Annotated in this window: 15 protein-coding genes; 6 read left to right on the plus strand and 9 right to left on the minus strand. The window is 70.9% G+C overall.

Going from position 1 to position 19,701, the window contains the following annotated elements; genetic code table 11:
- Positions 1-567: 567 nt before the first annotated feature.
- From IG90_RS43320 to IG90_RS0105320, 3 genes are all read left to right on the plus strand, one after another.
- Positions 568-801, plus strand: a complete 234-nt coding sequence (locus IG90_RS43320) for a hypothetical protein (RefSeq protein WP_124288609.1) — start codon at positions 568-570, stop codon at positions 799-801.
- 702 nt (positions 802-1,503) lie between these two features.
- Positions 1,504-2,961: a hypothetical protein gene (locus tag IG90_RS45570; RefSeq protein ID WP_233435906.1), complete on the plus strand. Its 1,458-nt coding sequence runs from the start codon at positions 1,504-1,506 to the stop codon at positions 2,959-2,961.
- Positions 2,962-3,364: 403 nt separating this feature from the next.
- Positions 3,365-4,366: a hypothetical protein gene (locus IG90_RS0105320; RefSeq protein ID WP_030578298.1), complete on the plus strand. Its 1,002-nt coding sequence runs from the start codon at positions 3,365-3,367 to the stop codon at positions 4,364-4,366.
- Positions 4,367-4,443: 77 nt separating this feature from the next.
- On the opposite strand, the gene IG90_RS45575 is transcribed toward IG90_RS0105320, so the two are convergent.
- The 5 genes from IG90_RS45575 to IG90_RS0105345 all read right to left on the minus strand — a co-directional run bounded on the left by IG90_RS45575 (position 4,444) and on the right by IG90_RS0105345 (position 13,590).
- A complete protein-coding gene (locus IG90_RS45575; protein WP_233435907.1) occupies positions 4,444-5,007 on the minus strand; it encodes a ComF family protein in 564 nt (187 codons plus the stop codon).
- A 176-nt stretch (positions 5,008-5,183) separates the two neighbouring features.
- Positions 5,184-6,149 (minus strand): DNA-processing protein DprA, encoded by a 966-nt coding sequence (locus tag IG90_RS0105330; RefSeq protein WP_030382687.1) that lies wholly within the window; start codon positions 6,147-6,149, stop codon positions 5,184-5,186.
- 123 nt (positions 6,150-6,272) lie between these two features.
- Entirely contained in the window at positions 6,273-7,898 is a 1,626-nt protein-coding gene (locus IG90_RS0105335; RefSeq protein WP_030578304.1) for a hypothetical protein, read from the minus strand.
- A gap of 755 nt (positions 7,899-8,653) precedes the next feature.
- On the minus strand, positions 8,654-9,856 hold the full coding sequence (locus tag IG90_RS0105340) for a hypothetical protein (protein ID WP_030578307.1): 1,203 nt from the start codon (positions 9,854-9,856) through the stop codon (positions 8,654-8,656).
- A complete protein-coding gene (locus IG90_RS0105345; protein WP_078585215.1) occupies positions 9,853-13,590 on the minus strand; it encodes an SNF2-related protein in 3,738 nt (1,245 codons plus the stop codon). The genes IG90_RS0105340 and IG90_RS0105345 overlap by 4 nt, the downstream gene beginning before the upstream one ends.
- A gap of 336 nt (positions 13,591-13,926) precedes the next feature.
- On the opposite strand from IG90_RS0105345, the gene IG90_RS0105350 reads away from it, so the two are divergent.
- The 3 genes from IG90_RS0105350 to IG90_RS0105360 all read left to right on the plus strand — a co-directional run bounded on the left by IG90_RS0105350 (position 13,927) and on the right by IG90_RS0105360 (position 15,683).
- Positions 13,927-14,559 carry a hypothetical protein gene (locus tag IG90_RS0105350; protein WP_157846289.1) on the plus strand — a complete coding sequence of 211 codons (633 nt, stop codon included), beginning with the start codon at positions 13,927-13,929 and terminating at the stop codon, positions 14,557-14,559.
- An 8-nt stretch (positions 14,560-14,567) separates the two neighbouring features.
- Complete coding sequence (locus tag IG90_RS0105355; protein ID WP_030578316.1) at positions 14,568-14,927, plus strand: hypothetical protein; 360 nt, start codon at positions 14,568-14,570, stop codon at positions 14,925-14,927.
- A gap of 351 nt (positions 14,928-15,278) precedes the next feature.
- Positions 15,279-15,683, plus strand: coding sequence for a hypothetical protein (locus IG90_RS0105360; protein ID WP_157846290.1), 405 nt, complete (start codon positions 15,279-15,281; stop codon positions 15,681-15,683).
- A 64-nt stretch (positions 15,684-15,747) separates the two neighbouring features.
- Here the strand turns inward: IG90_RS0105360 and IG90_RS41545 are convergent, their stop codons facing one another.
- The 4 genes from IG90_RS41545 to IG90_RS0105380 form a co-directional block, all read right to left on the minus strand.
- On the minus strand, positions 15,748-15,948 hold the full coding sequence (locus IG90_RS41545; protein WP_078585196.1) for a hypothetical protein: 201 nt from the start codon (positions 15,946-15,948) through the stop codon (positions 15,748-15,750).
- Positions 15,949-16,180: 232 nt separating this feature from the next.
- On the minus strand, positions 16,181-16,675 hold the full coding sequence (locus IG90_RS0105370; protein ID WP_030578322.1) for a hypothetical protein: 495 nt from the start codon (positions 16,673-16,675) through the stop codon (positions 16,181-16,183).
- A gap of 35 nt (positions 16,676-16,710) precedes the next feature.
- Entirely contained in the window at positions 16,711-18,768 is a 2,058-nt protein-coding gene (locus IG90_RS0105375; protein WP_030578325.1) for a hypothetical protein, read from the minus strand.
- Between the two features lie 195 nt (positions 18,769-18,963).
- The gene (locus IG90_RS0105380; RefSeq protein ID WP_030578328.1) at positions 18,964-19,695 is read right to left on the minus strand and encodes a phosphotransferase family protein; all 732 of its coding nucleotides are present in this window, start codon (positions 19,693-19,695) and stop codon (positions 18,964-18,966) included.
- Positions 19,696-19,701: the final 6 nt, after the last annotated feature.

Genomic DNA, 19,701 nt, shown 5'->3' on the forward strand with positions numbered 1-19,701 from the left:
AGCGGCACAGCCACTCCCACCAGGACCGCTCCCAAGCAAACCACTACAACCGAGCAGGCGGCGGGCCAACATGATCACGATCTACGGCTGGAGTACTAGGACGGGACTACTGCAGCCTCCTCCGCTCGGTGAACTGGGCTTTTATTGGGGAAAGTTGCACGGTGCCCGTCCCCTGCGCAGAGAGCAGGCACCACCAGCCGGCGCACACCGGCGCACTACTCAAGCATCATCGCCTACACCCCCACGCGGGATACCATCAAGAACCTCCCCTTTTCGTCGGTGTCCACCGAGCCGGGTCGGGTACGTTCCCATGGTGAGGCACCCACACGCGCACAGGGCCCATATCACGCTTCCCGAGGGCGAATTCACGATCACGTCGGACGCGAGGGCCCGGGAGGCCGCGACCCTGATGTTCTTCCAGGCCGCACCACGCATCGGGCGACGACTCGACGCTGACGGCGGCTGCACGCCGCGGAACACCCTCAACTCCCTCTTCGCCATGTACCGGGACCAGTCGATGGCCGACCCGCCGCCCCGGCGGGTGGCGTGCCCGTCCACTGGCTGGCCATGGCCATCCTCACCCGTGGCCTTCGCCCGTTCCTGTCTGTGTGGCATCCGCGCCTGGCCGCGTACGAGCGAGCGCACCCCGGCCACGCCCCGGCGGAGTGGGAGGAGTACACGGCGTTCGTGGAGGCCCTGGGCGAACTGCGCCGCTCCGTAAACCCGTACGTCGACCGACTCGGCCGGGTCGCGGGGCTCCCCGACCCGGCGCTTCGCCTGCGGCGCTTCGGAGTGTGCTGAGCGGAGCGCGGAGAATGTCCCCGGCCGGTCCGAGGGTGTTCCGTGCGTACGAGGTCGGGCAGGATGCCCCTCGTCATAGCGTACGAGAGCGAGGTCGGAGTGGGCTGCTCTTGTCGTGCTCGGAGTCAAGGTCAAGGGTTCGGAGTCAAGGGGTGGAAGGACGGCTGTGGCCCGACCGGCTGACGGTCGGTGACCAGGTCCGCTGGAATGGTGCCGCGTACACGATCACGGCCGTGCGCGGGCGGCAGGTCACGCTCACGGACGGATGCGGCCACAAGCACGAGTCGGATGTGCTGGCGCTATTGTTCAGCCCCGGCTTCGTCGTGCTGGAGCCGGTGGTCGGTACCGGCGGGCGGCGCACGGCCCCGGCTCCGGTGATGCGTCCGTGGAGCGGGCGCTGTGGTGGGAGTTACACATCCATGAGGTGCTCACCGGGCTGCCGTCCGACGCCGCGCCCAACGCGCGGCCCTGCCCCGGGTTCGACCCCACGTGCCACTCCCTGGCCGAGCGGGAGAAGGCCAAGGCCAAGGAGCTGACGGAAACGGGGGGCACCGGGGTTTCGGCCCGCACGGTGCGGCGTAAGCGTACGCCTCAGCGATCCGCCGCTGGTTCGCGGCGGGACCATCCCCGCGGGTGCGGGGAGCAGGCTCCAGGCCGCCGGCCGCGGGACGTCTCACCCAAGGCTGACAGAGAGGGGAACGGATGGCCGTCGACGGCGTGCCGGACGGCGAGGGGTTCGCCCGGATCGAGCGGGTGGAGATCATCGCCGACACCGGATTCCTGGCTCCGGACTCCACCCAGGTGCGTACCCGGGCAGCCCGGCAGATCGCGGTCGTGTTCTGTCACGGCATGCCGGGCCCGGTCATGTTGCGCGAGGGTGATCAGTGGACCCTCGGCGAGGTCGACAGCGGTCGGGCCCGCTGGGATTCCGCCCATCCCTGGTGGCCAGAGACCCAAGAACCCCTGTTCACCGGAAGCCGCTTGGCCGCCGGACCACACCCCTTTCGCAACACCATCCACGGCCCCGATCTCGTGGCGCCGGCCGCCGCGTCCGAGCCGCAGCCGCCGCGGCAGCGGGCAGCCGTGTTCGACAAGCCGGCCCACCTGGTCATGGTTGGTGACTACCTTCAGATCCATGCCCTGCGGCACCCGAAGTGGGACATGCGTATCGACGAAGGATTCCACCGTGTCGAATGGATCGGCCACCTCGCCGGTGATGCCCTCGACGCTGTGCTGAACGATCCTGCCTGGGCGCGCGGCCGCCTTACCCTCGCCTCGGTCCACGGCCTGTCCGGCATCCTCGTACTGCCCGAGGTTCCGGTGACCGTCCTGGTCCAGCCCAACCCGGAGCGTCGCCGCTCCGACGAGGACGAAGCCTGGCACGAGGGTCCCTTCTACGAACTGGCCGGGGTCACCGAACCCGACCTCACCGAGCAGCTCCACGCCGATGCCCGTCTACGGCCGGAGCCGCCAAGTTCGGAGGCCGCTCTGTACCCCAGCAGGTTCAGCAGCCCCGCCCAGCGGGCTCTGCACCTGGACGGCGTCACCGGCATCCGCCCCGTCGCCGCCTCCCAGCTTCCCTGGCCGCATGGCCTGTTCAAGTGTCCCTACGGTGAGCGGGCGAAGGCCCTGGCCGCCACCTACCCCAAAGGTCACAGCAAAACCGCCCACGCCGAGCTGTTCGCCCGGCTCGGCGATCAGGACTTCGCCGCCTGCCCCTACCACCAGGCCGACAACTGGGAGGCGATCACCGCGGCCGTGTTCGCCTTCGCCCGCGCCGAACCCGACAGCGACGAACAGGACCGGCTCTACCGCGCCACGCACCTGAGCGAGCGCGACCGCGCCTGGTTTCGCTCCCTCATCGGAGGGGGCCACATCTGGTGGGACACCGGCCAGCAGAATCTGACCAACGGCCAGCACCGCCTGTGCGCGCTGCGTGCCGCCAGCATCGAGGTGATTCCCGTCTACGGCCGGCACCTCCCCGACCACGACGAGACCACGCCGTCCCAGGACGCCCTGACGCACGCCAGGCGCACCGTGGAGGACTTCTGGCTTTCCCACGTCGCTGCCGCCCTCAAGCCGGGCCGCCTCAGCACCCACCTGGCCCGGCTGCTCGCCCGCTACCCACGCCTGCGTGTGCTGCTGCCGAAGAGCAAGTAGCGCGCTACGCCCGAATGGCGGTGAACGCGTGGCTGGCGGCTTGCCGCTATCAGACAGGCGGCGGCCGATTATCGACAGGATCCGGCGGTGTGCCCCCGGACGCCGCGCACGGGGGGACGCGACGTCCGGGAGGACTGCTTGCCAACGTACCGCGCCATCCCGTCGCTTATCGCATGTATCGCGGAACCTATTCGCGTGGCGGGGCCCGGCGCGGATCGAACGCAGTCTGGCCCGGGAGGCGGTCACGAGGACGCCGGATCGGCCACGACGGACCTGGTGCCGGGGGATGATGAGGAAGCCATGGCCAAGCCGCAGAAGGGCAGCCGCGTTGAGTCACTTCTCCGGGCATGAGACCAGCCCTCATGAGGCGCTCCGGCAGGGCCGGACGGCAGTGGATCGTCTGATGGCGGGGATGCTGGAAGCCGGCGGGATGTTCCGTGAGGTGACGGCGACCCAGGTGCTCCTGTCCACCGCTTCCCCACGCATCCGGTTCGTCGAGTTCGCAGCCGACGAGGAGAAGGAGAACGGAGCCGACTGGCTGTGGTGGTGGGTGGACCGGGACGGCACCTGCTACGGGCTCCTGGTCCAGGCGAAGATCCTGAAGTTGCACGGCAAGCGCTGGAGCATCGACTTCAGCTACAAGACGCGCGGCGACGACCAGACGCAGCTCTCGAAGCTGATCAAGGCGGCGAACCGCTTCCATGTCCCCGCCGCGTACGTCTTGTACTGCGGGGGCGCCCAGTACCGATCGACTCTGGCCTGCGACCGCACTCATGACGACGTTCCGTGCAAGGAGCGCGACCGGGTCGGTGTGTCCACTGTCTCCGCTCTGGTGGCGGAGAACGCGGTCGGCCTGGACGCCAAGAACGCGGGCGTGAGCGCCTTCCACGACGCCGTTCCAGTCGAAGACATCGCCAGCCCCGACGGCCTGGACGCGCCGATCGTGCCCCTCGCGCGCGGACTGGACCAGGACCTCGAGCGCTTCCTGCGGCAACCGCAGCGAGGATCTCGCAGGGTGGCAAAGGAACTTCTCCGGCCTGTTCAGCGGATCAGACACGGCCAGTTCGCGGGCGCGGCGGTCATGGAACGCGCCGCCCCGGTCACCGGCGCCCTTTTCGAGAATGTCCCCAACGACTATGGGCATTTCTCCGTGCCGTACCTCGCGCATATGCTCCGCGGGCTGCGGGCGGAGGTCCCCGACTACGTACGCGACGTCCTGGAAGGCCGGACTCCTCCGGCTTGGGTCACTGACCACGTCGGCGGGATCGTCGTGATTCCCGACGCGGACGCCCCGATCACGGCGTCACCGGCCCGGGCTGGTGACGGTGGCGCCGGGCTGCTCCCCTCGGATTTCCTTGAGGCGCCTCAGCCTCCACATGATCACCGTCCTGGGCACGCCGCGTGAGTTCGACGCGAAGCGTCCGGCACTGACCGACCGGCCGGAGCCAGCCGACAGGCCCAGTCCCGGTGTCCCGGTCGGCGTCACCCGCTCCAGGGGACCCGGGCGAGAACGAGCCCTCGGACGTCGGCGGCTCCGGTCGCCCGGAGCCGGAGCGCGACGTGCTGGAGCTGCGATCCGCTGGTGAACACGTCGTCGACGAGCAGGATCGTGGCCGATTTGATGTCGCTGATGTCCCCGGTCCAGGTCAGGGCGGCGGCATGCGCGGTCGCGGCCGCGCGCTTCTCCTCCAGGGTGCGGTTCGCGGACCGGGCCGTCTCGGCATGCTTCACCAGCCGGTGCGCGCCCGGCGGGCTGAGCGGGAAGGCCCTGGTCACGTCCTCTGTGTAGGCGGCGTCCATGATCGCCTCGATGTGCTGGATGGGCTGGCGGCCGACGTGGGTGGGGTTGCCGACGACGTAGTCGACGCCGTTCATCGCCTCGGGGTGGCTCTCCATCCAGCCGACGAGGAGCCGGCCGAAGATCATCGCCCAGCCGGCCCGGCCCTCGTACTTCAGCGTGTGGATCTTGTCGCGAAGGGCTCCGGAGTACATGGCCACCGCGTCGACGCGGGAGAACCCCCGCTCGGCTTCCGGGAGCGCACACACCCGATTACTGCACTGCCTGCCGGGCGCGACGGCCTGGGAGCAGACGGGGCAGTGGGGTTCGGCGACCGGCTGGAGAATGCGGCCGGCGCAGTCGGAGCACAGGCGGGCGGTGCCGGTGATGCGGTACGCGCATACCGGACAGTTGGGAAAGCCTGCTGGATTGGGGAGACCGGCCGTCACAGGCCGGCCAGGGCGAGCTGCTGGCGCTGCTGTCCTGCGGCCTGGATGTCCGCTGCCTGGCCGAGGCGGTCGGTGATGTCGCTGGAGGCGGTGACCAGGACCGCCCGGCCCCCGTCCAGCATCTTCTTGGCCCAGGGCTGTGTGTCGGCGAGGGAACGGATCAGGAAGACGAGCTTGCCGTGCTCGGCGGCCAGGCGGGCCTGCATCTTCGCGCCTGACGTGCTCGAGGCCTCGATGACGACGCTGCCCAGCGTGGTGCCGGACGTGACGACGTTGCGGCGGGGGAAGGTGTACTTCGCCGGGGGGCTCGTGGGCCAGAACTGGCTCAGCAGCGCTCCCCCAGCGCTGAGGATCGCCTTCGCGAGCGGACGGTTCTCGGCCGGGTAGATCGGGGCGGCGACGCCGGTGCCCATGACGGCGAAGGTCCGGCCGCCCGCGGTGAGCGTTGCCTGATGGGCGGCAGCGTCAATGCCCTTGGCGAGACCGCTGGCGATCACGACGTCGTGCTCGACGAGCTCGCGGGCCATCCGTGCCGCCCGGCGCAGCCCGTCCTCGGAGGCCTGGCGGGTGCCGACGATGGCGATGGAGCGGGCGTCGCGCTGATCGAGTTCGCCGCGGTAGAAGAGGAACGGCGGCAGGTTGCCGATCACGCGCAGGTTCGCCGGGTAGTCCTTGTCCAGGACGGTGACCAGGCGTGCGCCGGCCTTGTCGGCGGCGGCGAGTTCGTCGTCGACGCGGGCACGGGCGTCGTCCAGGCCGGCGGCCAGGGCCTGCTGCAGCAGGGGGCGGTTCTTGGTCGCGGCACGCGAGTCCTCGTGCAGCTGTCCGTCCATGAGCGCGGCCAGGCCATCGGGGCTCTGGGCTCCGCGGGCGAGCAGGCTCCAGTCGAGGGTGGCATCGCCGGCGCGCAGCGCGCACAGGGTCAGCAGATCGTGCTGGTCAGCGGTGATATCGAGGTCCATCAGGGTGTCCTTCTACTCGTGGCCCCGGGATGTTCGAAGGATGAAGCGAGGTTCTCGGGCCACTTCCATCATGGCGTACGGAGCCCCCGGACGGACAGGAAGGGGGGCCGTCGGGCCGGTTCCTCAGGCCTGTCGCCGCTGTTCCATACGGGCGAGGGCTTCGGCGAGCTGGGTGGCTCCGCCGGGCGCCGCGACCGGTTCCCAGATGATCCCTACGGCCAGGCAGATGCCGCTGACCAGGCGTTCAGCCTCGCTGGTGTCGTACCACTGCTCGACCTGCCCTGGCAGGGCGATCCGCCACAAAGCGGTAGTCGTCGTCTCCCCGGTCGGCACGAGGTACTCGCCGCGCCAGACGAGGGGGTACGCATGCTGTTGGAGGTGGGTGAGCATGTCCGCGAGGTGCCGCTGTCGGGCGATCTTGTAGGCGGTCATCGGAGAGCGGGTGCCGACAGGAACCGGGCGGGGCGCCGGGTGAGCCATCCGGTCAGGGGCCGCCTCAGGGGCCTGGGGTTCGACGGCACCCTCCGCAGCGGCGGCGAAGTGCTCCATGGCCGTCGTCAGGACCACCGACGGCCCTTCCTCCGCTCCTCCAGGGCCCGTCGTCGTCTGGAAGTGTGTCAGGGTGATGTCGTTGGTGGTGAAGGGATCGATCGTGACGCCGGAACGTAGCTGGTAGACGGTGTGGCGCGAGGGGTACTTTCCGATGGTCAGTGCGATGACCCGTGCTGCTCCGGCCTCGCTGAGGAGGGTTCGGGCCCATTCCAGGGACTTGCCCTCGGTGGTGAAGTCGTCGAAGACGATCACCGTCTTGCCGATGATCTTCTTCTTGTAGGCCGGGTTGACTCGTACGGTGCGGGCCTGGGCGGCGATGGAGATGTCCCGGCCCGTCGACTGATTGATGCTCCTCTTGTACCGCTCCAGGCTGGTGTCCGGGGCCTGGGCGACACGCTCGAGAAGGTCCTCCTTGTAGGAGGAGCCCGTCCTGACCTTTGCGCGGTCCAGGAAGCCAGCGAGCTGCGGGTTGCCCTTGGCCGGCGTGCTGCTGGGGTACACGCAGAAGAAGCTCTGACCAGGCAGCGCACCGTCGAGGTAGGCCGCACACAGAAGGTGCAGCATCAGGACATCACGCGCGTCCTCGTCACCGACCTTGACGGTGTTCTCGTAGGTGAAGATGTCCTTGATCGTGAAGGTCCGGCCGCCGCCGCGGGGGAACCGCGCGTTGAAGGGCAGCATCGAGCGGATCGCGAAGGCGCGGTCCTCGTCATCGAGACGGAACGCCCAGCGGGGCTCGTGCAGCAGGAAGTACTTCAGGAGTTCGATGACGTCGGCGGGCTCGTCGGACATCAGCGAGGTGATCTTCGCTCCCAGGCGGCTGGCCCAGCGGGCGTGGATGTGGACGACGCCGGCGTGGATGCCTGTGTACCAGTCGAACTGCGAGGTCCCGATGAGGATGAGCTGGTTCATGCGGAGGCCGAGTCTGTCCGCGACCGCCTCCAGCCAGGCCTTGTTGCCGCGCTTCGCCTTGTCCGGGATGTCGTCGCGGCACAGATGCAGGGCCGGTTCGGGAAGGCCGGCCGCGGCAAGGGCCGATTTGGCGTCCATCGGGTCGTTGGTCAGCAGCACCCACGCCACGTCGCGTTGATCGAGCCACCGCAGCAGTTCAGCGATCCCCTCGTGCGCGCGCCCGGGCCCGTGCAGGACTGCCTTGTAGTCGATCGCGACCGCGCGCACCGTCTTCTTCTCGTCCATCGCCGCCCCCACTGCTGTGCCTTGATCATGCACTGACCCTCTTGCCATGATCTCAGCCGTTCTGACGGGGCATCTGCAGATTCCGGATTCCCCGGCTTCGGATCCGGCGGCAGCCGGCTGGCACAACGCCCATGGTCGTGCGTCTCTGTCAGAAACCTGATAGCCGCCTTTACCCAGGACGATGACGACGGGTCAGAGGGGTCCAGATTCTGGGGCGTCGTGGGGTTCGGGTCGGTCTGGTGAAGTGAGGTGCTCTACCAGGGCGAGCAGCATCAGCAGGAGGACGGCTCCGAGAAGGATGGCGGCCCATCCCACGGCCCATGGCGTACTGCGGGTGCTGATCACGGTCGGCGTGAGCGCCACCATCAAGGCGACCACGCCGCCTGGAAGGACGAACTGCCGCCTCACGATCGTGTACCCGGGATCGTCGGGTCGGCCTGGTGCCCGTCACGGGCCTGATTGGCCGGGTGGTGAGGGTGGTCGCACCACGGAGCTGCCATGTCGGTGAGCTCCTCGAGGAGCTGCTCAGCTGTGGCGAGGTCGTCGGCATGGACGGCCTCGGCGAAGTCTTTCTCGAGATCGTGGGCGGCGCTCCAGTCGGCCTCGTATTCCTCGCGGCCGGCGGGGTACTGCTCGCGGCGCCGGTCGTCGAGCCGGTCGACAATAAACTGGTAGACGCGTACGCCGGTCTGCGGATCCCGGCATGCGGTGGGTCTTTCGGGCTCGGTGACGTTCTGGTCAGGTCGCCGGTGGGGCTATCGCCTGAGTGGTCGTGCGGCGCGGGCGCGTCGTGCGGCGCGGAAGGCCTCTGCGGGATCGTCGCAGGCTCCGGGTGCGGGGCGCCACTCGTTGGCGCGCCAGAGGGTGAAGGGGTACCAGCGGCCGTCGGGGCCGGGGCGGATCTGGACTCCGGCGGTCGTGTCGGTGAGCGTACTGGCGTCGATGGTGATGGTTCCGAGGCCGACAGCGCGGGAGACGTGGACGGCCTCTCGTGCCCGCTCGAGGGCATTGGTGGTTGCTGGGGTGGCGGCGAGAGTGGCGTGGGCGCCGGCCGGGCCGCCGTGGCGGTAGCCGATCATCATCGCCCGCAGGGTGGCTTCGGGGATGCCGGTGGCGTGCTGGGCGGCCGCCAGATGGTCCGCGCCGTCGGGGCTGGCGAGGATCCGGAGGATGTCGGCCAACTCGTCGTGGGGCGCAGCGGCGGTGCCGGCCAGGAGGCTCCGGGCACGGGCGGCGGCATCGGCGGTCATGCGGGTCAGATCCTGGGTTCGGGGCCCGAGGAGGGGTGCGTCGCTCCAGGTGAGGGTGCTGACAGCATCGAGGTCGAGGGCTGGCGGGGGCTGTGGGGGGCGATGGGCGGCCAGCGCGTAGAGCTGGGCGGCGCGCACGGTGCCGTTGGTGTCGGCGGGGAGGGGGCCGGGGTCGGCGCCGTCGACGAGGTCGCGTACGTGGGCGGCGAGGGCGCGGGCGGTCATGCCGCGGGCGCCGAGCAGCAGGGAAGGGGTGGCGGCGAGGCGTTCAGCGACGGCGTGGCCGAGGGCTGCGCTGTGGTCGCACACACGGTGGGCCCGGCCGGCGGGGCAGGAGCAGGAGAAGGTGATGCCGTCGGCCGGCGGGACGATGGAGATGCCGCCGGCGTGGCCGGAGTCGGCGATCGTGGCGGGGATCCGGTTGGCGACGAGGTCGGCGACGGCCTGGGGGTCGTCGGCAAGCCGGGCGGCCAGGGTGTCCCATTGGGCGGCGGTCAGCTCGGGCAGGTGGATCGCGGCCTGGTGGGTGGCCTTCTTCGCGGCGACGGGGGCACCGATCCTGCCGGGCTGGGTCTGGATCTGGGCGACCGCGCCGTTGCGGGCGAGGTTGAGGCCCTTTCCGTAGGAGCCGGAGCCGTTGGTGGCGAGGTGGAAGGCCTGTTTCCACGCTCCGGCCAGGGGCGCGAGGAATCGGGCGGTGCCGGTCATCGGGTTCCCAGGGTGACGAGGGCGGTGAGTTCGGTGTCGTCGAGTTCGGTGAGGGCGCCTTCGCCGGAGGCGAGGACGGCCTCGGTCAGGGCGCGCTTGCGGGCGAGGAGCTCGTTGATGTGGTCCTCGACGGTGCCCTCGGTGATCAGGTGGTGGACCTGGACGGTGCGGTGCTGTCCGATGCGGTGGGCGCGGTCGGTGGCCTGGTCCTCGACGGCGGGGTTCCAGGGCCGGTCGTAGTGGATGACGTGCTCGGCCCGGGTGAGGGTCAGGCCGGTGCCGGCCGCCTTGACGGACAGGATGAACACCGGGGCGGGGTCGGGGTCGTGCTGGAAGGCGTCGACGAGCTCCTGGCGGCGGGCCGGCGGGGTGCCGCCGTGGAGGAAGCGGACGGAGCGGCCGCGGGCGCGCAGGTGGTGCTCGAGGATGCGTCCCATCTGGACGTATCCGGTGAAGACGAGGGCGGCTTCGCCCCGGTCGGCAAGGGTCGCCATGAGGTCGTCGAGGGCGGCGAGCTTGCCCGAGCGGCGGGCGAAGCCGGCCGGCTCGGCGTCGTGGAGGGGTTCCTTGAGATAGAGGGTGGGGGTGTTGCAGATCTGACGCAGGGCCTGGAGCAGCTTCAGGACCAGGCCGCGGCGTTCGATCCCGCTGCTGGTGGTGATCTTGTGCATGGTGTCGCGGACGATCGCCTCGTACAGGCCGGTCTGCTCGTCCGTGAGCGCGACGATGCGGTGGTGGTGGACCTTGCCGGGCAGCTCGGGGGCGATGCCGGGGTCGGTCTTTCGTCGGCGCAGCATGAACGGGGCGACAAGCCGGGCAAGCCCCGCGGCGGCGGGCGCGCCCGGGTCTTTCTCGACGGCGCCGTAGCGGGCGCGGAAGGCGGAACGGGTGCCGAAGAGGCCGGGGTTGGTCCAGTCGAGGATAGCCCACAGCTCGGTCAGGTTGTTCTCGACGGGGGTGCCGGTGACCGCGAGCCGGGACCGGGCGGGGACGTCGCGTAGCGCCTTGGCGGTGGCGGAGGCCGGGTTCTTGATGTGCTGGGCCTCGTCGGCGACGACCAGGCCCCAGTGGGTGGCGGTGAGGGCGGGGTCGCGGCGCAGGGTGCCGTAGGTGGTGATGACGACCGTGGTGTGGTCGAGCGCATCGGTGTCGAGGGTGCGGCCGGTGCCGTGGTACCGGAGGGCGGTGGTGTCCGGGGCGAAGCGGGCGATCTCGCGCTGCCAGTTCGTGATGAGGGAGGCCGGGCAGACCACGAGGGTCGGGCCGGCGGCTTCGCCGGCCGTTTCGGCGCGGTGGAGGTGCAAGGCGATGGTCGTCAGCGTCTTGCCCAGGCCCATGTCGTCGGCGAGGAGCGCGCCGAAGCCTAGGTCGAGGGTGTGGGCGAGCCAGGTCAGGGCCCGCTGCTGGTAGTGGCGCAGGTTCGCGTTCAGGCTGGCCGGCGGCGGTACGGGGCGGGGGTCGTCGGGGGCCTGGCGCAGGGCGTCGACGAGAGTGGCCAGCGTGCCGGCGGCTCGGACGTCGAGGGTCTCGCCTTCGAGGGTGAGGGTGCCGGACAGGGCGGCGGCGAGCGCGTCGAGCGAGGGCAGCGGCGCCAGGTCACGGTGGCGGGCGCGGCGGGCGGTGTCGGGGTCGATGAGCAGCCAGCGCCCGCGCATGCGGATCAGCGGCCAGGCGGCGTCGGCGAGGGCAGTCATCTCGTCCTCGGTCAGCGGTTCGCCGTCGATGCTGATGTGCCAGCGGCAGTCCACCAGGCGGTCCAGGGCGAGGAAGCCGCTGCCGGCGGTGAACTCGTCGGCGGCGTCGTGGCGTCGGCCGATGACCGCGGTGGCGGTGAGGGCGCCGAGGAGCGCGGGCGGCCAGTGGACGGTGATGCCGGCCGTGGCGAGCGGGGCGACGGCGTGGTCGTGGAGGCGGGCCAGGTCCACCGCGGACAGAGTGAGGCGGCGGGGGCGTTCCTGTCCGGCGAGGTCGCCGAGCGGCGGGAAGTGGCGGGCGCCGCGGCGCAGCGCGCGGCGTACGCCGGGCAGCACGGCGGGGGTCAGGGTGGGATGGGTGGAGTGACCGTCCCAGATGCTGCTCGCCGGCACGGGTTCGTCGTGATCGTCGGTGGCCAGGAGCAGGACGGCCTGGGCAGTGGGGGCGTGCTCGGTGTTCTCGGGTTCCTTGATGCGCACCGTGAGGCGGGCAGCGGGGCAGGGGTCGGCGGCGTCCTCGATCGCGTCGGCCCAGGCCCACAGCTCTGCGCTGGGCTCGGTGTCGGGGGCCGGGGTGCTGGTGAACGGGCCGGGGCCCAGGAGGGGGGCGGTACCAGGGGTTCGGACCATCGCGTCGGCGACGGCGTCGAGCAGGGGCCAGAGGGCGTGCCCGGGCGCCGGGACGCGCAGGGGGCTGTGGCCGGCGAGGAGGCAGTGCCCCTCGGGGGCCATGCGGGCAGCGGCCTCGGTGACGGCGGTGCGCAGCGGATCGGTGATCGGACCGATGCGCCAGCAGCCCTGGCCGTCGGCGGTCAGGGCGGGATAGACGCGCTGCTGGGCCACGCACTCCACGGCCAGGCGAAGGCCTGCTCGCCATCCGGTGACGGAGGGGTGCTCGCCTTCGCGGGGGGCGAGCAGTGCGGGCAGAGCGAGGCCGACGGGGACCGCGATGCCCGTCACGGTGGCGCGGCGCGGCATGATGCCGCCGGAGCTGGCGAGGACAAGGTCGCGGGCGACCGGCTGAAGCGGCGGAGGCAGGTGGCCGGCAGCGAGCAAGGGTGCGCCGTCGGGCTGGAACAGCATCCATGCGGTCCGACCGGGGTGGCGCGAGGGCAGCAGGGTCAGGGCGGCGCCGTCGGCGAGGGCCTGCTCGAGAAGGCCTGTGGCCACAAACAGATCAGTTGGGCCGGCGGGGAGGGCGCGCGGCGGCTCCTGGTTCTCTGTCGGCGCGGGCGGCATGGGGAGCGCGGGTTGGACGGGCGCGGCCGCCGCCGCTTCGGTCGCAGCCGGGGGCTCGGCGTCGGCGCCGAGGGCGTTCTGCAGGGCCTGGAGGAGCCGGTCGGCTGCTTCGGCCCGAGCCTGCCGCTTGGTGGGGCCGGCTCCTTCGCCGGTGAGCTGCCGACCGCGGTGGACGGCGGTGACCGTGGCCGTGAAGCCGGTGGGCGCCGGTGTGGGGGGCCGGTAGTCGGGCCGGGTGATGTGGCCGGCCTGGTGGAACTCGTTCAAGGCCGACACGGGGTTGGCTTCGACCGCTGGAGCGGGCGCCTGGGGCTGGGCGGCGGGCGTGTCCCAATTCCACTCGAGTACCGCGCGATCGGCAAAGGGGTCCGGCAGGTTGGCGAGCGCGGCGATGAGGGTGGTCATGGCCTGCTGCCGCGCCGCCTTACGGGTGCGGGCCCGCTGGGCGCTGCCGGTGATGTCACGGCCAGCTGGGGCGAAGGTGGCCTGTGCGACGAAGAACGGCTGGCCGTCATCCCCCTGTCCCTCCCGGACGGTCGCGGAGGGGGTGCGCAGCAGTTGGGCGTGCATGGAGATGATGCTCGGCGCCAGAGCCGGGTTGGCGGCGACGGCGGTGATGGCGGCCTGCTGTACGGGCGGCCAGACGTCTGTTCCGGCCGTGTCGAACAGCACGGTCCGCAGGGCGGCGACGTCGAGGTGGCCCCGGGCGATGCGACGGGTGGCTTCGGACGCGATCGCAGCAGCGGATGTGCCTTGGGCGACGACGCGTTGAAGCGTGCTGCGGAAGGCGTCCGCGTCCATCAGGGCCAAGGACGTGCTCTCGACCGAGGCGTCGGCGCGGGAGGGCGGGATCTGGACTCGGGGTGTCCGGGCGGCCAGCGCTGCGGGACTGATGGGCTGCAGGCGGTCGATGGACAAAGACACTCCCCCAGTAGCCGGACGCCGTCGAGACCACTCCCATTGTGACCTGCTGGCGCGTCAGGTCGGCGCCGTACACACAGAACAGAAGTGTTGCGTATTTGTATTTCAGTATGTAGATTGATCGTATCGCCGGGTCAGCCCGGCCCTCCTTCTCTCCCTTGATCGCATTCGCTGCGGCCGCTTCCTTGTGCGGCCGGGACGAAAGGTGACTCCTCCATGCCCCAAGACCTCCAGCCCCTCCCCGCTGCACCTCCATCGCAGGACCTGGCCTCCGACATGGTCGCCTCCGTCCTGGCCGACATCGAATCCCGGCTCGGCGAACAACAGGGCTGGGACCTACCTCCCCGCCTGTTCATGCTCCGTCTGCAGCCCCCTCGCGTGGAGGTGGAGTTCATCCCGGAGGTCATCTGGAACCCGGCGGGTATCAACCCCGCCGACGCCTTGCGGCACCACGCTGAGGCGCTGCCGCCCGTACCGTCCCTCCTGGTCCCCGGCGAGGTGCATGAGGACTCCGTCTTCGCTGTTGGGTTCATGTTCGAGGGGTGGAACAAGCCGAAGAACGTCCAACTCCCGCCGGAACTGCGCATGCTGCGGAACAGCGGTGAACGGGTGAACCATCTCCTGCCCGGCCGCCAGGAAGTCCGGATCGTCCACGCCGTCGACCTCAACCAGCGCACCTTCCACATCGTGCGGGCCCGCGGCGGAAAACCCCACCTGTCGGTCGCCGGACGAGAGGGCGCACCGGAGCTGGAGGGAACCATCCCCGTCGCCCTGGGCCGGTTCGTGCACGCCCTCAACAGCGGCCCCGGCCAGCAGACCGAACACCCGGCTCTCCGCCCCCAGATGTGAGGACCGACATGAGCACGGAGCCCATGCTGTTCCGATTCACGGCGAGCGGGCCGACACCCGAAGCAGCCTTCACCGCGTTCGCCGCCCAGGACGGCGAACAGCCGCACGATCCGTTCCGGCCCCGCGCGGACCTGTCGAAGGTGACCGAGGTGAAGGTCGCCCACAGCCGGGACCGGCTGCGCGCCGACGGCTGCTTCGACGGCCAAGACGGCGGGCCGCTGTGCGAGGACGACGCCGACTGGCTCGCCGACCGCCTGATCGAGGATTACGACCCGATCGTCAGATCCGGCGCCGCCGCACTGCTGCTGCGCACGCCGGGAGACGAACTGACCTGGTGCTTCTTCGGGTGGAGCACCCGGGGCGAGTAGCCCCCTCCCCGCTCCGGCCGGTGCCCGCCGAACCCACTCCGCCCGGTCCGGTGCCGTCGTACTTGCGCGACGGCACCGGACCGGCACGCAGCAGCAGGCCAGAACCCACCCAAACGCCCTCCGACTTCGAGGACCCCGATGCCCGCCCCGGACACCCGGCTCCGCGCCCAGCACCTCACCGACCGCCTCCCGCCTCTGCCCCCGGCAATGCGAGGCAACGCAGGCTGAGAACGCGCCCGTCACGCCTTCATCACCCGCACCCTCACCACACTGCGTACGGACCGGAGCATCACCGGTGACCGCGCGGAGGACTGGCGCCGGGTGGCCTCAGAACTCGCCATGCTCGGGCAGATGGCAGCCCCCGGGGACAATTTTCAGGTGGCCGTCCTCGAACTGGAGGCGCTCGCCAGGCAGACCGCCGGTCTTGATCCGGCGCTCGCAGGTCTTCCCTCCGGCACCGGCCCTCAGGGAGGAGACCTGATCTTCCCCTGGCAGGCCCCTGAGGACGACTGGATCTCGGTGCCGGGCGGCCCGGCGGGGCCCTTCGTGTCGACGGCGATGGCGATGCCGAACCAGGCGGGTATCGCCCGGACCGTGGTCATGGTCAGCCAGCGCCACCGGTACCACGCTGGTTCGTCGCACGCCGATGTCCACATCAAGGACGGAACGCGCGTCGAGCGTCTCGACGCAGAAGTGGAGCGGGCCCGGGCCCGGGAGCAGTGGAACGAGGACCACTCTGCTTGGCACAACCGGTGATCGTGGTGGGGCACCTGGACGGATCAGCCGAGCGGCGAAAGGCGACGTGGCCCGGGCCATGCGGTCACCGCGCGACGTCGTCCGCGTCCTCCATGGCGGGGGGCTCCTGCCAGGTCAGGGTGTCCAGTGGCCGCGGCAGGCTTCGGGCCGCGCCGGGCACGGCTCTCGTCACCGCGGACGCCTCGTCGCTGAAGAGGGCGACGGGGGCGCCCGGCGTACGGCCGGGCACTGATACTGCCGGGCTTGAGGTCTTCGTGGTGGTCATCTGGTCCCCCTGATTCGTCCCGGGCCGGGCCCGGCTGGACGCCGGCGCGCAGGCCGGCTGCGAAAGCGTATACAGATTCCGAACTGCGGCCCGAGGAGATTTCCTTCGGGCCGCATTCCCATGTCAAGCCTGCCTCGCTCCCGACCGACCACCGCCCGCCGCTCCTGGCACGCCCGCCCGTGCTCACGTCTGCCGACGCGAACGCGTCGAGCACCGCCTCCGGCCCGAGCCGTTACCGCTCGTCCGCCGCTTCACGCTCACCCCCCGGGTACCACCGGAACGGTCGCAGTGGGCGGCTCGGCTCGTACACCCAGCGGGTGGGCCCGGCCGGCGCTGGGCCGCAGGCGGGCTCGGCGACCTTGCTGACGACGTGGGCCATCTCATCCATGAACGGCGTGGCTGGCTTGGGCAGCACCATGACGACGTCCACCGCTGGTCCTCGCTCACGGACCGCGTGCGCCAGGTGGTGGAGCTCGTCGTGGCCGGGGTAGCGGTCCCGGATCTGGTGCTCGTCCACGAGCACGGTCACACGGTCGTCGGAGGTGTCCGCGAACGGTCCGAACTTCTGACCGGCGGCCTCCGGGCCGAGTTCGCGGCATTCGACGGTGTGCAGGGCGCGCCTGAGCACGGCCGTGTACTGGTCGGCGTCGGCGTCACCCGACAGCGGCGCCTTCCCGCGTCCGATGGCGCCTACGAACGCTGTCGGGTCCGCCAGTTGATCGCTCATCGTGCGGTTGCTCCTTCTTCCGAGGTCGGCGGGGTTCAGGCCTGGTCGAGGTGGTGTTCGTACCAGGCGGTCAGCTGGGCAGGGTCCTGTGGGATGGACCTGACCAGGCGGAGGAGCCGTTCGCCGGTGGGGCGTACCTCCGTGCGGGCCAGGGCGGACAGGTCAGTGGTGCGCAGGGCTGCGAAGCCGGCGACGTGCCGCTCTTCGAAGGTGCGCGCACCCGGGAGGCTGTCAGCGGCGGCAAGGTAGCGGGTGACGAACGGGTCGAGGGCGGCGCGGTGGGCAGCGAGGTGGCGGAGGTAGGTGGGGCTGTCGACGGTGGCGGTGTTGGCGGCTTCGCCGTGGTGGGGTGAGGGCAGCGCGCACCAGTCGCTGATGAGAGCGGTGAGGGTAGCGGGGCCGTCGGGCGGGGTGTCGGTTCGCCAGTGGCCGTCGGCTGCTCCCTGGGTGGAGCCCACGCGCTCGTGGAGGCGGCCGAGGACGCTGGCGAAGGTGAAGAACCCAAGAACGTAGTCGGCTCCGGCGATGACGGAGCGGATCGTCGGCTCGGCCGGCACCGCCGCGGGCAGCAGGAGGCGCTGCTTGCGGTGTTCGCGCTGGAAGGGCAGGCAGACGGCGGCCTCGATCGCGGCGTGATCGGCGAGCAGGACGGCGGCACTCTGCGAGGGCGCGGCCTCACGTTCCCATTCCACGCTGTCGTCCTCGTCGGCGAGGTCGCTCAGCCCCAGTGCGTCCAGGCTGACGCGGTAAACGCCGGTGGTGGTGGCGGTCAGGGTCAGGAGGCCGTCGCGGTCGGGCAGCGGCTGGGTGTGCTGAAGCGTGCCGTCGGTCCTGTCGCGGGTCCAGTCCGGCCGGTTGGCGGGGCGGGTCGCGACGGCGAGTGCCCAGTCGAGAAGGTGGACGAGCTCCTCCCGGCCGGCGGCGACGAGGTCGGCGCGGGAGGTGTCCGAGGGCCGGCTGGAGAAGTGCTGGCCGAGGCGCTGGACGGCTTCCTCGGGGAGGCCGGTGACGGCCTCGGCGCCGGGCGGGAGGCAGGGGTCGCTTCCGTGGACCGTGCCTTCGGGGTATGTGCGGCAGCTGCCTGCCCAGCCGCCGGCGGCGTACACGCTGGCGTGGGCGGGGTCGGCGAGGACACAGGTGGCGACTTCGAGAGCGTGCTCGGCGGCCTGGACCAGAACAGGGTCCGTAGTGAGGCCGGCGATGTGGCAGAGGGCGCGGGCAGCGGGGTGATCGGCGGTGCCGGACGGGGCGCGGGCGGGTTCGATCTCGGTGAGGAGGTCAAGGACAGCTGCGCGTGGGTCGGCAGGGCCCGGAGCGGGGATCGGTCCGGCGGGCCACAGGGCCAGGGGGACGGACCGGGAGGTCCACAGCGGCAGGGCGGTGGAGGTTGCCTCGCATGCCTCGATCAGGTGGAGGCTGCCGTGGTGGCGGGTGGTGAACAGGTGGACGTGACCGCTGATACGGGTGAGGGCGTCGAGGAGCCGGATCCGGCGCAAGGTGGCGCACAGGTGGTCGGCGAGGCTCGCGAGTTCGGCGTCCTGGGCGGCTGCGTACTCGGGCTCGCCGCGGAACTGGGGGATCCAGTGCGGCATCAGGCTGCTCTGGTCGGCGGACCGGCGGCCGAGTGCGGCACGCCAGTCGGTCTCGCTGATGTCGGCGAGGAGCAGCCTCATCCCGGGCAGCGTCAGGGCAATCCCCTCTCGCAGGCCGGCCCAGCGCAGGCCTGCTACGCCTGTCCCGCCCGGCCGGTGGGCGAGGGCGTCGATCCACCGGTCCATCTGGGCGGGCGCGATCCGCACCACCAGTTCGTCGGTGCGGGGGGTGAGGCTGCGGATACCGAACGGGCCGCCGGTGAGGGTGGGGCGGTGACGGCCGTAGGCGGTGATCAGCGCATGGAAGATCCGTGCCTCGCCTCGGGCCTGTTCGGGCGCTGGCGTCGGGATGAGGTGCTCAGCCTCCGGGAGTTCGTCTCGGGCCGTCTCTTCGGTTTCGCCGGTGGCCATCTGGCGCAGGGCGACCGGGGGGACGGCCGTGTCGGTCGTGCGAAGGCCCTGCTGTCGCCGGGGCGCGTACGGAGTGAGGGTGTGGGTCACGTGCTGCTCCCGCTGTGAGGTCCGCTGTCACCTGGTACAGGTGTGCGGACGGAGCGCGGTGTGACAGTCAGAGCGGACGAGTTTCCGGGATCGTTCGGACGCCGTGCGATGGCTCCCCAGTGTCACCGAGGTTGCGGACGCGGGAGTGTGCCAGCGAGCCTTGATCGCGCAGGCGGATCGGACTCGTGTCGGATGTCAGTGCAGGGCTGCGTCGAAGGTCGTGCGGTTGGCCAAGGTGTAGGCGTGCTCCCGTTCGGACCACCGGATGCGCTCGGCGATCTCGTGGTCGTCAGCGACGTGCGGAGACGGGCGCATGAGGTGGTGGCGCCACCACCGGGCATTGCGCATCTGGCGGTCGAGCGCGGCATCGATGAGACGTGAGCGGGAGGCGTCGTCGAGGCCGTACGCGCCAGCGAGGATGCGTACCTGTGCGGCCTGGCTGGCGGCGGGTGGAGCGTCAGGCTTGGAGGAAATGCACCAGGTCCATGCCATGTATCCGAGGTCTTCCAGCGGATCACCGGGGGCGGCGGTGTCGAAGTCGATGAAGGCGAACGGGATGTCGTCTGCGAAGACCGTGTTGTTCGGCCCCGGGTCGTGGTGGCAGACAACGGGGTGCTGACCGGCCAGGCGGCTCGCGCTGGTGGCGTCGTGGAAAGCGCGGAGCAGGGAGCCGGCGGCAGCCACCTGAGGGTCTGTCCAGCGCTGGAAGCGGGCGGGCACCCAGCCAGGAAGGTAGCTGAGGATCTCGCGGTTGGCCTCGTCGAACCCCAGATGACGCGGAGCGCCAGTGAAGCCCTGCCGTCGAAGGTCACCGAGCAATTCGGCCACGAACGAGGACGACGCGGTGACTGGCCGACGGACGGTATCGCCGATCCTGACCACCCCTGTAGTGATGCGTCCGCCGGACAAGGGCACCTCGTTCTCCATGGCTAC

The organism is Streptomyces anulatus, from assembly GCF_000721175.1.
In the GTDB taxonomy this organism is placed as follows: Bacteria; Actinomycetota; Actinomycetes; order Streptomycetales; family Streptomycetaceae; genus Streptomyces; species Streptomyces anulatus_C.